This window comes from Streptomyces sp. Ag109_O5-10 (assembly GCF_900105755.1).
Taxonomy (GTDB): Bacteria; Actinomycetota; Actinomycetes; order Streptomycetales; family Streptomycetaceae; genus Streptomyces.
Window position 1 is genome coordinate 8,610,247 of sequence record NZ_FNTQ01000001.1, and the last position, 12,330, is coordinate 8,622,576.

The 12,330-nt window shown below is 71.5% G+C and carries 13 protein-coding genes and 1 riboswitch; of the genes, 6 read left to right on the forward strand and 7 right to left on the reverse strand.

The features are described 5' to 3' along the window. Positions 1-25 precede the first annotated feature (25 nt). Complete coding sequence (locus BLW82_RS39245) at positions 26-1,276, reverse strand: YncE family protein (protein ID WP_093506735.1); 1,251 nt, start codon at positions 1,274-1,276, stop codon at positions 26-28. A gap of 175 nt (positions 1,277-1,451) precedes the next feature. Here BLW82_RS39245 and BLW82_RS39250 point away from each other — a divergent pair, with 175 nt between their 5' ends. Beyond that, complete coding sequence (locus BLW82_RS39250; protein ID WP_093506737.1) at positions 1,452-2,117, forward strand: TetR/AcrR family transcriptional regulator; 666 nt, start codon at positions 1,452-1,454, stop codon at positions 2,115-2,117. A gap of 78 nt (positions 2,118-2,195) precedes the next feature. Here BLW82_RS39250 and BLW82_RS39255 read toward each other — a convergent pair whose 3' ends face one another. After that, entirely contained in the window at positions 2,196-2,543 is a 348-nt protein-coding gene (locus BLW82_RS39255; RefSeq protein WP_093506739.1) for a hypothetical protein, read from the reverse strand. Then, positions 2,540-4,138: an aa3-type cytochrome oxidase subunit I gene (gene ctaD / locus BLW82_RS39260; RefSeq protein WP_093506741.1), complete on the reverse strand. Its 1,599-nt coding sequence runs from the start codon at positions 4,136-4,138 to the stop codon at positions 2,540-2,542. The genes BLW82_RS39255 and ctaD overlap by 4 nt, the downstream gene beginning before the upstream one ends. Before the next feature lie 105 nt (positions 4,139-4,243). Between ctaD and BLW82_RS39265 the strand changes: the two genes are divergently transcribed. Then, the gene (locus BLW82_RS39265) at positions 4,244-4,786 is read left to right on the forward strand and encodes an RNA polymerase sigma factor (protein WP_093506743.1); all 543 of its coding nucleotides are present in this window, start codon (positions 4,244-4,246) and stop codon (positions 4,784-4,786) included. Continuing rightward, positions 4,779-5,747: a CU044_5270 family protein gene (locus tag BLW82_RS39270; RefSeq protein WP_093506745.1), complete on the forward strand. Its 969-nt coding sequence runs from the start codon at positions 4,779-4,781 to the stop codon at positions 5,745-5,747. Before BLW82_RS39265 ends, BLW82_RS39270 begins: the two co-directional genes overlap by 8 nt. Positions 5,748-5,750: 3 nt before the next feature. On the opposite strand, the gene BLW82_RS39275 is transcribed toward BLW82_RS39270, so the two are convergent. Together BLW82_RS39275 and BLW82_RS39280 are read right to left on the reverse strand one after the other, a co-directional pair. Next, positions 5,751-6,599 carry a bifunctional 5,10-methylenetetrahydrofolate dehydrogenase/5,10-methenyltetrahydrofolate cyclohydrolase gene (locus tag BLW82_RS39275; RefSeq protein WP_093506747.1) on the reverse strand — a complete coding sequence of 283 codons (849 nt, stop codon included), beginning with the start codon at positions 6,597-6,599 and terminating at the stop codon, positions 5,751-5,753. A 25-nt stretch (positions 6,600-6,624) separates the two neighbouring features. Next, positions 6,625-6,707: riboswitch (ZMP/ZTP riboswitch) on the reverse strand. 172 nt (positions 6,708-6,879) lie between these two features. Then, complete coding sequence (locus BLW82_RS39280) at positions 6,880-7,245, reverse strand: nuclear transport factor 2 family protein (protein WP_093506749.1); 366 nt, start codon at positions 7,243-7,245, stop codon at positions 6,880-6,882. 173 nt (positions 7,246-7,418) lie between these two features. Between BLW82_RS39280 and BLW82_RS39285 the strand changes: the two genes are divergently transcribed. Next, positions 7,419-7,715: a hypothetical protein gene (locus BLW82_RS39285; RefSeq protein ID WP_093506751.1), complete on the forward strand. Its 297-nt coding sequence runs from the start codon at positions 7,419-7,421 to the stop codon at positions 7,713-7,715. A gap of 112 nt (positions 7,716-7,827) precedes the next feature. Here BLW82_RS39285 and BLW82_RS39290 read toward each other — a convergent pair whose 3' ends face one another. Next, on the reverse strand, positions 7,828-9,594 hold the full coding sequence (locus BLW82_RS39290) for an ABC transporter ATP-binding protein (protein ID WP_093506753.1): 1,767 nt from the start codon (positions 9,592-9,594) through the stop codon (positions 7,828-7,830). 372 nt (positions 9,595-9,966) lie between these two features. On the opposite strand from BLW82_RS39290, the gene BLW82_RS39295 reads away from it, so the two are divergent. Further along, a complete protein-coding gene (locus BLW82_RS39295; protein ID WP_093506755.1) occupies positions 9,967-11,055 on the forward strand; it encodes an S-(hydroxymethyl)mycothiol dehydrogenase in 1,089 nt (362 codons plus the stop codon). Continuing rightward, positions 11,055-11,684 (forward strand): MBL fold metallo-hydrolase, encoded by a 630-nt coding sequence (locus BLW82_RS39300; RefSeq protein WP_093506757.1) that lies wholly within the window; start codon positions 11,055-11,057, stop codon positions 11,682-11,684. Before BLW82_RS39295 ends, BLW82_RS39300 begins: the two co-directional genes overlap by 1 nt. Before the next feature lie 77 nt (positions 11,685-11,761). Here BLW82_RS39300 and BLW82_RS39305 read toward each other — a convergent pair whose 3' ends face one another. Further along, positions 11,762-12,298, reverse strand: coding sequence for a hypothetical protein (locus BLW82_RS39305; protein ID WP_093506759.1), 537 nt, complete (start codon positions 12,296-12,298; stop codon positions 11,762-11,764). Positions 12,299-12,330 lie beyond the last annotated feature (32 nt).

Below are 12,330 nucleotides of genomic sequence, written 5' to 3' on the forward strand. Positions count from 1 at the left end.
GGAGACCGAAGGTTCTGGTGGGCCGTCAACCAGTCGCCGCACCAGTCCAGTCGGCCTGCACATGGCCGAGCCGGACGCGCTGCGGGTGGTCGCCGACCGGGACCGAGACCACCTTCTGGCCGGTGCCGAAGTCGATGGCCGTCACCTGGTCGGCGCCGCTCTCCGAGATGACGCAGTCCTTGCCGTCTCCGCTGACCGTGGCCCAGTACGGGGTGGACGCCGTGACGAGCGGCCCTTCCTGGAGGGTGGCGCGGTCGACGATCGTGGCGTAGTTGTCCATCGTCCCGGCGACGCACAGCTTGGTGCCGTCCGGCTTCATCGAGATCCCGTGGTGACGCGAGTCCAGCAGCCAGGTGGTGCGGTCGGTGCTGGTCGCCGGGTTCGCCGGCAGCGTCTTCACCCGGGTGATCTTGTCGGTGGCGATGTCGTACTCCAGGAAGCCGTTGAAGAACGACACCTGGAAGTACATCTTCGACCAGTCGGGCGTGAAGGCCGCGGGCCGGACCGCGTCCGAGAAGTCGGTCAGGCCGATCGCGTTCAGCCGGGCCCGCATGTCGATGGTCTTGACCTGCTTGTAGGTCGTGGCGTCGGCGACGGTGATGTGCCGGTCGCCCTTCGTCCAGTCCCAGATCGGGTCGTCGAGCGAGGTGGTGACCTCGCCGATCGACATGTTCCAGATGTACTTGCCGTCCGGGCTGAAGACGTTCTCGTGCGGCTTGTCGCCGGTGGCGAACTCGCCCAGCTCCTTACCGGTGTTGATGTCCAGCACCTGCACCTTGTTCGCGGTGGACGCCGACACCGCCACCTTGGTGCCGTCGGGCGACACCGCCATGTGGTCGGCGCGGTAACCGGCGACCGGGAACCGCCAGTTGATCGTGTCGGTGGCCAGGTCGATGGAGACGACGTCGGCGAAGCTCGGGCGGGAGACGACCACGGACCTGCCGTCCGGTGTGGAGTACATGTCGTCCACGTACTGGTCGTGGCCCTGGCCGACCTCGTTGCGGATCGACGTGTAGTAGATCCACTTGATGGGGTCGGCGTTGATCTCGGCGATCCGCGCGTCCTTGTCGGGGACGACGTTGATCTGGCCGACCTTGGCGAAGTCGCCGGTCGACTTCAGGACGGTCGCGGTGCCGTCCCAGTTGTTGCCGACGAACAGCACCTCACGCAGCGACGCGTCGGTCGCGGCGGCGGTGGCGGCGGTCGCGGGCGCGGCGACGGTCAGGACGAGGGCGGCGGCCACGGAGCAAAGGTGCCTGGGTCTGAAAGCAGGCATGACTGCTCTCTCCTCTGAGGGGGGTGGGGACGCGCGCGTGCCGTCACAGGGTCACAGAATCTGAACACGGGCGCGTTCAAAAGGAACTTACTGAAAAGTAAGGAAGGGGTCGGTGTCTCCACAAGAGGCGTACGCGAGAAAATCGCCCATCGGGCGGTCGACGGAGGGGGCAATCTTGGCGGGCAGGCTCAAGGCGCCGACGGGTCGCTACGGCGGTCGGTCCGCCGCGGAACGAAAGGCCGACCGGCGTCGGCGCTTCTTGGACGCGGCCCTTCAACTCTTCGGCGAAGCACCGGGGTTCCGCGCCACGACCGTCGCCGCCCTGAGTCAGGCGGCCGGTCTGTCGACGCGTCAGTTCTACGAGGAGTTCCAGACCTTGGAGGACGTGCTCGCCGCCTTGCACCTGGAGGTCAACGGGTGGGCGGAGCGGGCGGTGGCCGACGCGTTCGCCGAGGCGGAACCGCTGTCGCTGGTCGAGCGGGTGACAGTGCTGTTCCGCGCGTACGCCCGTGACGTCACGTCGGATCCGCGGCGCATCCGCATCGCCTTCGTGGAGATCATCGGGGTGAGCTCCCGGCTGGAGGAGCAGCGGCTGGCGCGGCGGGCGCGGTGGGTGGAGCTGATATGCACCGAGGCGAACGCGGCGGTCGCGCGCGGGGACGCGGCGCCGCGGGACTACCGGCTGGCCGCGACGGCGTTCATCGGCAGCGTGAACGGGCTGCTGCACGACTGGAGTGCGGGGTGGGTGGAGGCCACGCTGGACGACGTCGTGGAGGAGCTGGTGCGGTTGCTGGTGGGGATCCTGCGGCCGGACGGATGGAAGCCGGGGGGTTCCCGGTAGTCGTCGGGCTGCGCGTGCGTCGTGGCCCGCGGCGCCGGTTCCTCCCCCAGCCTTCGCCCGGGGGTACCCCCAGCGCCCCTAGAGGGGCGCTCGTGCGGACAGCGTCAGCAGAACTGCTGCCGTCAGCAGGGCGCAGGCCGGCAGGAAGTACCCCAGGAGGCGTTGGCGTAGCGACCGGTATCTCCCCTCGTACTCGTGCCTCAACTGCTCGGCGCGATGTGCCGTGTGCTGCCAGGACCTCCGGGCCAGTTCCGTGTACTCGGCCTCGAAATGCCGCTCGACGTCGGCTCGCTGAGTGTCCGTCAGCCAGTCGACGCGGGCCACGAGCCGGGCCGCCGCCCTCCGGCCCTCCTGCCTCGTCGCCGCCAGCAGCAGATGGCCCTCCAGCTGAGCCACCAGCGCCCGCTCCTCCTCCCGCGCCGTCATCGGGCGCTCAACTCCCGCTCAGCGGGGGCGTGATGCAGGTCGAACGCCGGGGACTCGCTGCGGATCTGGGGGAGGGAGACGAAGTTGTGGCGCGGGGGTGGGCAGGACGTCGCCCACTCAAGGGAGCGGCCGTAGCCCCACGGATCGTCCGACTCCACCTTCTCCCCGTACTTGGCGGTCTTCCAGACGTTGTAGAAGAACGGCAGCAGTGACGAGCCCAGCAGGAACGAGAAGATGGTCGAGACCGTGTTGAGGGTGGTGAACCCCTCGACCGCCAGGTAGTCGGGGATCCGGCGCTGCATGCCCTCGGCACCCAGCCAGTGCTGGACCAGGAACGTGCCGTGGAAGCCGATGAACAGGGTCCAGAAGGTGATCTTGCCGAGGCGTTCGTCGAGCATCCTGCCGGTGAACTTGGGCCACCAGAAGTGGAATCCGGCGAACATCGCGAAGACGACCGTGCCGAAGACGACGTAGTGGAAGTGGGCGACGACGAAGTACGAGTCGGAGACGTGGAAGTCGATCGGCGGGGACGCGAGCATCACGCCGGTCAGGCCGCCGAAGACGAACGTCACCAGGAAGCCCATGGTCCAGAGCATGGGCGTCTCGAAGGACAGCGAGCCCTGCCACATCGTGCCGATCCAGTTGAAGAACTTCACTCCCGTCGGGACCGCGATCAGGAAGGTCATGAAGGAGAAGAAGGGGAGGAGGACACCGCCCGTGACGTACATGTGGTGGGCCCAGACGGTGACCGAGAGGCCGGCGATCGAGATCGTCGCCGCGACCAGGCCCATGTACCCGAACATCGGCTTGCGGGAGAAGACCGGGATGACCTCGCTGATGATGCCGAAGAACGGCAGCGCGATGATGTAGACCTCCGGGTGGCCGAAGAACCAGAACAGGTGCTGCCAGAGCAGTGCCCCGCCGTTGGCCGCGTCGAAGACGTGGGCGCCGAACTTGCGGTCCGCCTCGAGGGCGAACAGGGCGGCGGCGAGGACGGGGAAGGCGAGCAGGACCAGGACGGCGGTGAGGAGGACGTTCCAGACGAAGATCGGCATCCGGAACATGGTCATGCCGGGGGCACGCATGCAGATGATCGTGGTGATGAAGTTGACCGCGCCGAGGATGGTCCCGAAGCCGGAGAGCGCCAGGCCCATGATCCACATGTCGGCGCCGATCCCCGGCGAGCGGACCGCGTCCGACAGCGGGGCGTACGCGAACCAGCCGAAGTCCGCCGCCCCCTGCGGGGTGAGGAAGCCGCCCACCGCGACGGTGGAGCCGAGCAGGTACAGCCAGTAGGCCAGCATGTTCAGGCGGGGGAAGGCCACGTCCGGGGCGCCGATCTGGAGCGGCATGATCCAGTTCGCGAATCCGGCGAACAGCGGCGTCGCGAACATCAGCAGCATGATCGTGCCGTGCATCGTGAACGCCTGGTTGAACTGCTCGTTCGACATGATCTGCAGGCCGGGACGGGCCAGCTCGGCGCGCATCAGCAGGGCCGTCACCCCACCCACGCAGAAGAACGAGAACGCCGTGACCAGGTACAGCGTCCCGATCGTCTTGTGATCCGTGGTCGTCAGCCACTTGAGGTTGCTCATGCCCCGCCTGTGTCCGGGCTGTCCCCACCGGTCACACTCGACGGATGCGACGAGCGTCACGGAGCCGGGTGTGACGCTCGGGGAGGTGCCGGACAAGAACGGGACATGAGCAACGACGAGATCTTCGCCGCTGCCTATCGCGAGCACTACTGGGCGGTCAGCCGCTATGTCGCGCGGCGACTGGACGGGCGGGCCGGCGAGGTGGAGGAAGTGGTGGCGGAGGTGTTCACGGTGGCCTGGCGGCGCCGCGCCGACCTGCCGGCGGCCCCGCTGCCCTGGCTGTACGGCGTGGCACGCAACTGCCTCGCCAACGCGGTACGCGGATACGGGCGCCGGCGCCGGCTGCTGGACCGGCTGGGCAACGACCAGACCGCCCACGCACGGCACATCGTGGCCGCCCCGGACAGCGAGCACCCCGGCGCCTGGGTGCACGACGCGCTGGCCCGGCTGTCCCCGGCCGACCAGGAGGTGCTGCGGCTGGCCGCCTGGGAGGAGCTGGGGGCCGACGAGATCGCGGTCGTCCTGGGCTGCGGCGGCCGGGCGGCGGCGATGCGGCTGCACCGAGCCCGGCACCGGCTCAGAGCCGAGATCGACCGACTGCGCCCGCCCGCCGCCGAGGCCCTTCCCGAGGAACACCGCCATGGCTGACGAACTCGACCTGCTGCGCGCCGCCGACCCGGTGCCCGCCGACGGCCCCCACTTCGGCGACGGTCCCCTGGACCACACCGCCGAACGGCACCTCGACCGGCTCCTGTCCGGCACCCGCCCCGGCCGCCGGACCTCGGCCCGGACCCGCCTGCTGTGGGGGCTGACCGCGGCCGCCGTCGTCACCGCCACCACGCTGACCGTGCTGCTCGGCGGACCCGCGGGCGCCCCGGCCGTCGCCGCGCCCCGGCCGCTGGCCGTGCACGCCCACTCCGCCGCCGTACCGCTCGCCCAGGTCGCGCGACTCGCCGCCGTGGCCGCCACGGACGGCTCCCCGGTGCTGCGCCGGGGCACCCACGTGCAGTCCTGGAGCCTGGCCATGAGCGACGACAGCCCGCCCGTCACCCTGCCCGAGGAGCGCGTGGTGCGCTGGCGGGCGGACGGCACGCACACCGAGGTGGTCGTGGCGACCGACCCGGACCACGCCGGCCGGCCCGTCCTGACCGACACGGGCCGGGTCGAGGACGGCCATGTGCTCAGCCGGCGGACGTTCCCGCCGATGTGGGGCGACGCCCCGCCCCTGTCCACACCCCCGCACGACCCCGCGAAGCTCCGCGCCTACCTCACCGACCTGATCCACGGCGACACCCTGACCACGTCCGAACTCCTCGACGCCACCGCGGAGTTGCTGGACAACTGGACGCTCGGGGCGCGCGAGTCGGCGGCCCTGGCCGAACTGCTCGCGGACGCGAAGGGGCTGCGGCCCGCCGGCCAGGTCACCGACCGGCTGGACCGCACCGGGCAGGCCTACGTCCTGGACGAGGGCACCGGCGGACGGCGGATGCTGATCCTGGACCCGGCCACCGGTGCGGTACTCGGCCTGGAGACCACGTTCACCCGGGACGACCCCGAGTACGGGGTGCACGCCGGGGACGTCATGGAGTACCGCGCCTGGCTGCGCTGACCCTCACGCCCCGAGCTGCCGGGCGGCCGCCGCCACCGTCTGCTCCAGCAGCACGGCGATCGTCATCGGGCCGACCCCGCCCGGCACCGGCGTGATCAGCGAGGCCCGCTCGACGGCGGTGTCGAAGTCGACGTCGCCGACGTTGCCCGCGTTGTAGCCGGCGTCGAGCACGACGGCGCCCGGCTTGAGGTCCCGCCCCCCGATCAGCCGGGGCCGGCCGACGGCCGCGACCACGATGTCCGCCTCACGGACGACCTCCGACAGGTCCCGGGTGCGGGAGTGGCAGTAGGTGACGGTGGCGTCGCGCGCGAGCAGCAGCATCCCGGCCGGCTTGCCCAGGATCGCGCTGCGGCCCACGACCACCGCCCGCTTCCCGGCCGGGTCGACGTCGTACGCGTCGAGCAGGCGCAGCATGCCGCCGGGGGTGCAGGAGACGAAGCCCGGCAGGCCGAAGCTCATCGTCGCGAACGACGCGAAGGTCACGCCGTCCACGTCCTTCTCCGGCGCGATCGCCTCGAACGCGGCCCGCTCGTCGATGTGTTCGCCGACCGGGTGCTGGAGCAGGATGCCGTGCACGGCCGGGTCCGCCGACAACCCGCGCAGTACGGCGACGAGTTCCGCGGTGGTCGTGGTGGCGGGCAGCGCCACGTGCCGGGAGGCGATCCCCGCCTTGCGGCTGCGGTTCTGCTTCATCCGGACGTAGGTGACGGAGGCGGGGTCCTCGCCGACCAGCACGGTCGCCAGACACGGCGTGACACCGGTCCGCGCGGTGAGGCCGGCGGCCTGCTCCGAGGTCTCCTCGACGATCCGGCGGGCGACGGCGGTGCCGTCGATGAGGCGGGCCTGGGTCATGCGCACACTCCTGAGCTGGTTCGACCTTGATCGCCCAGGCGCACGGCAACGACACTGCGGACCGCTCCCCGGTGGTGCTCCACCTCAGCGCCAGTCACGGCCCGCCCTCAGGGTAACCGAGACGCCCGGCGCCTCCGGCGGCAGTGCGCGGTCCGCAGGAACGCCCGCAGCAGCGCGGTGCACGCGCGAGGCCGCGGGCGGCGGGCGTGCCCCAGCGCGGCCCGCGCCGAGAAGGTCCAGGTCAGCCGGGAGCTGACCTGGACCCTCCCGGTCCTGGCGACTACTCGTCCCATGCCTGGATCATGATCTGTTCGGCGATCTTGCCGTCACGCAGCGTGATCATCGACTCCGCGAGCACCCGGACCCCGTCCCCGTACTCGCAGGACTCGCTGAAGGCGGCCTTGTCGCCCTGGACGATGCACTGGTCCAGCGTGTGCGTCATGTCGCGGCTGTAGACGTCGTCCAGCAGCGCGGCGATGTCCCGGCGGCCGTGCAGGACCTTGGGGTGGCTGGGCTGGGTGTTGCGGTCGATGATGCGGATCTCCGCGTCGTCCGCGTAGAGCGCCAGAAGACTGTTCCCGGTGTTCCCCTCTATCGCCCGGCGCAGCGTGTCGGTGTCGAACGTGGAACCCGTCGCGGTGCCCATGGTGACCTCCTACGGGAGCCCGCGACCCGATGCGGAGCGGGCCGCGCCAGCCCCTCACATCGAGCGTCCCCCGCGCCGCCTGGCTCGGCAAGCGCAGGCCGCGCGCTCCGCCTTGCGGGTGAGGGGGACCGGCCGCCCGTGTCCGGCCCGGCGCCGGGGCCGTTGCTGAGGACATGATCTCAACACGACGTATCGTCGCCGCCGTCGGCCTTGCCGTCGGGGTCACCGGCCTCGCCGCGCCGCTCGCGAACGCGGCCGACGGGGGCGCGCAGCACCCGGGGAAGCTCACCGCGCTCGGCGTGCTCGACTCGGTGACCCGCGGCGACATCCCCGCGGAGTACCGGGACAAGATGCCGAAGGTCTCGGAGCAGGTGCAGGGGCTCAACGGACTCCACAAGCTCGGCGAACTCCACCAGGTCACCGACCTGGCCGCGCCCGTCATGGGGCTGCTGCCGGCCGTCGAAGCCTGACCGCTGACCGCGCCGCACACCGAGGGCCGTTCCGGCAGGGGCGGCCCTCTTCGTTGCCCGTGCTCGGTGCTCGGTGCTCGGTGCTCGGTGCTCGGTGCTCGGTGCTCCGTGTTCACTGCTCCGAGGCCAGGAACTGCGTCGCCGCCAGCTCCGCGTACAGCGGGTCCGCCGCCACCAGCTCGCGGTGCGTGCCCACCGCGCGGACCCGGCCCGCGTCCATGACGACGATCCGGTCCGCCATGGTCACCGTCGACAGCCGGTGCGCGACCACCAGGACCGTGGTCGACCGTGCCACGTCGGCGACGGTGTCCCGGAGTGCCGCCTCGTTCACCGCGTCCAGCTGGGAGGTGGCCTCGTCCAGCAGCAGCAGCCGGGGCCGGCGCAGCAACGCCCGGCCGATCGCCACCCGTTGGCGCTCCCCGCCCGACAGCTTGGTGCCGCGATGGCCGACCAGGGTCTCGAGCCCCTGCGGCAGCCGTGCCACCAGACCGTCGAGCCGGGTCGTCTTCAGCACCCGCGCGACCGCGTCCTCGTCCGCCTCCGGGTTCCCGAGCAGCAGGTTGTCCTTCAGCGTGCCCGACAGCACGGGCGCGTCCTGCTCGACGTACCCGATGGCCGAACGCAGCAGTGGCAGTTCCCAGTCGGCGACCGGACGGCCGTCGACGGCGACGGTGCCGGACTCCGGGTCGTAGAACCGCTCGACCAGTGAGAAGACGGTGGTCTTGCCCGCGCCGGACGGCCCCACGAACGCCGTCATGCCCCGCGCGGGGACGTCGAAGGTGACGCCGTGGTGGACGTACGGCAGGTCGTCGGCGTAGCGGAAGCGTACGTCGGTGAAGGCGACCGAGGCCGGTTCGGCGCCGGCGGACGGCAACTCGGCGGGACGGGAAGGGGGTTCGGCGGGCAGCCGCAGCGCCTCCTGGATCCGGGCGAGCGCACCGGCGCCGGTCTGGTACTGGGTGATCGCCCCGACGATCTGCTGGATCGGCTGCAGCAGATAGAAGACGTAGAGCAGGAAAGCCACCAGCGTGCCCACGCCGATCGCACCGGTCGCCACCCGGGCACCTCCCACCGCGAGCACCGTGATGAACGCCAGCTGCATCGCGAGTCCCGCCGTGTTGCCCGCCGCGGCCGACCACTTGGCGGCCCGCACGCTCTGCCGCCAGGACTCCTCGGCGGCCTCGTGCAGGACGAGTTCCTCCCGCTGCTCGGCGCCGGACGCCTTCACCGTGCGCAGCGCGCCCAGCACCCGCTCCAGCGAGGCCCCCATCACCCCTACCGCGTCCTGCGCCCGGCGGCTCGCCCGGTTGATGCGTGGCACGATCGTCCCCACCACCGTGCCCGCCGCGGCGATCACCGCGAGGGTGACGGCGAGGAGCACCGGATCGACCAGCCCCATCATCACCACGGTGGCGACCAGGGTGAGTCCCTCGGTGCCGAGTGCGACCAGCGAGTCCGTGGTGACCTCGCGCAGCAGGGTGGTGTCCGAGGTGATCCGCGCCATCAGGTCACCGGGTTCGGTACGGTCCACCGCGGTGATCCGCAGTCTGAGCAGGTACGACGACAGGGCGCGCCGTGCCCCCAGCACCACCGACTCCCCGGTGCGCCGCAGAACGTACGAACCCAGCGCACCCACCCCGGCGTTGGCGACCACCAGGCCCGCCATCGCGACCAACTTGCCCGTGATGGAACGGTCCTGGGACAGGTCGTCGATCAACCCCCGGGCCACCAGCGGCAGCAGCAGCCCGGTCGCGCCCGTCACCAGCGAGAGCAGCGCACCGGTCAGCAGGGCCCAGCGGTGCGGCCGTACGCAGGAGAGCAGCAGCCGGAACACGGGCTCCTTGGCCTGGCTCGTCGGAACTGCGTCAGCGGCTGTCACGGTGCTCCTCGTCCGGGCGGCGGGCGGCGCCCTCCGACGCCCCAGGCTACGACGGCCGCTCCCGGTACCGGGGCCGCCCGGTCAGCCCGGGCGGAACCGAGCCTCGCCGGGGTCGCGCCGAGGCCGCCGCCGGGATGTCGTGCCCGGCGCGCTCGGCCCGGGCGCCGGAGGCACGCGGGGGCTGTAGCAAGGTGCTGGGGGAGCATGAGGCGTCTTGGCAGATGTACCCCCTGGGGGTATGTGGCAGGGAGGGTGGCCACACGAACGGCGGCGCTGCCGGACGATCCGCGTCGACCGATGCGTGCCGTCGCTGATCGTTCCCGCGTAGGGTCGGAAGACAGCACGTCAGCAGAGCGACGAAAGGGCAGGCCCATGGCGCAGGAAGTACGCGGCGTGATCGCACCGGGCAAGGACGAGCCCGTGCGGGTCGAGACGATCGTGGTGCCCGACCCCGGGCCGGGCGAAGCCGTCGTACAGGTACAGGCCTGCGGGGTCTGTCACACCGACCTGCACTACAAACAGGGCGGGATCACCGACGAGTTCCCCTTCCTGCTCGGCCACGAGGCCGCCGGGGTGGTGGAGTCGGTCGGGGCGGGCGTCACGGACGTCGCGCCCGGTGACTTCGTGATCCTCAACTGGCGTGCCGTGTGCGGCCAGTGCCGGGCCTGTCTGCGCGGGCGGCCCTGGTACTGCTTCAACACCCACAACGCGCAGCAGAAGATGACCCTCGCCGCGACCGGTCAGGAGCTCTCCGCGGCCCTCGGCATCGGCGCCTTCGCCGAGAAGACGCTGGTCGCCGCCGGGCAGTGCACCAAGGTCGACCCGGCCGTCTCCCCGGCGGTCGCCGGGCTGCTGGGCTGCGGGGTGATGGCGGGCATCGGCGCGGCGATCAACACGGGCGGCGTCGGCCGGGGCGACTCGGTCGCCGTGATCGGCTGCGGCGGGGTCGGCGACGCGGCGATCGCCGGGTCCCGGCTCGCGGGCGCCGCGAAGATCATCGCCGTCGACATCGACGACCGGAAGCTGGACAAGGCCCGCTCCCTGGGCGCCACCCACACGGTCAACTCGCGCGAGGCCGACCCCGTCGAGGCGATCCGCGGCCTGACCGGCGGCTTCGGCGCCGACGTCGTCATCGAGGCGGTCGGCCGCCCGGAGACGTACCAGCAGGCCTTCTACGCCCGCGACCTCGCCGGCACCGTCGTCCTGGTCGGCGTGCCCACCCCCGAGATGAAGCTGGAACTGCCCCTCCTGGACGTCTTCGGCCGCGGCGGCGCCCTGAAGTCCAGCTGGTACGGCGACTGCCTGCCCACCCGGGACTTCCCCATGCTCATCGACCTGCACCTGCAGGGGCGGCTGCCGCTGGACGCCTTCGTCACCGAGACCATCCAGCTCGACGAGGTGGAGAAGGCGTTCGAGCGGATGCACGGCGGCGACGTGCTGCGTTCGGTGGTGGTGCTGTGATGACCACGCGCATCGAACGCCTCGTCACCTCTGGCCAGTTCACCCTCGACGGCGGCACCTGGGACGTCGACAACAACGTCTGGATCGTCGGCGACGAGCGCGAGGTGATCGTCATCGACGCCGCCCATGACGCCCGGGCCATCGCCGAGGCCGTCGACGACCGCGTCCTGAAGGCGATCATCTGCACCCACGCCCACAACGACCACATCGACGCCGCGCCCGCCCTCGCGGACCTCACCGGCGCCAAGATCTGGCTGCACCCCGACGACCTGCCGCTGTGGAAGCTCACCCACCCGGACCGCGACCCGGACAACCACCTGTCCGACGGGCTGGTCATCGAGGCCGCGGGCGCCGACCTGACCGTCCTGCACACACCGGGCCACGCGCCCGGCGCAGTCTGCCTCCACGACCCCGGCCTGGGCGTCGTCTTCACCGGCGACACCCTCTTCCAGGGCGGCCCCGGCGCCACCGGACGGTCGTACTCGCACTTCCCGACGATCATCGACTCCATCCGGGACAAGCTCCTCACCCTCCCGCCGGAGACGAAGGTCCTGACCGGACACGGCGACCCGACCACCATCGGCGCCGAGGCGCCGCAGCTGGCGGAGTGGATCGCCCGGGGGCACTGACCCGCACGTGACGTCGGCTTCCGCGGCAGGCCCGCCACCGGCCTCCGCGGAACCGCCACCGCCGAACCGGCCCGCCCTCAGCCGTCGGACGCCGGCCGGGTGGGCCAGAGCGCCGGGTGCCCCGGCGGCAGCGCGAGGTCCTCGCGGACGGCGGTGTAGTAGCGCTCGCGGCAGGCCCGCTGCCGCGCCAGCAGGTCCTGCCAGGCGTCCGGGTCGACCGTCCCGGAGCGCATGAACCGTTCCATCGCCATCACCGCGGTCACCCACTCCCGGGCCTGCTCCACCACCTCGCGGCTGCCCAGCATGATCAGCGCCTCCCCGGCCGGGTCACGGCCGTCGGTGGCCGCCGCCAGTTGCGGCTCGGCCTCGGCCGGGGAGATCGGGTGCGGATGCGGGTCGTTGCCGAGATGGGCGGCTACCCGGTAGGTGAGGTTCACCGTCTTCTTCAGCGCTCGCGCGTACTCGCTGTACACCGCTAGCCGGCGCTCCTCCCAGCGCGCCTCCCGCTCCCGCAGGAACCGCGCCCGGTCGCCCCGCACGACCGCGAGATACGAGCCGAGCGCGCCGATCACGACGCCTATCAGAGCCGGGAGTTGCTGCAGGAACGCGGTCATGTGCGCACGGTATCTGTCCTGTTGATCGCACG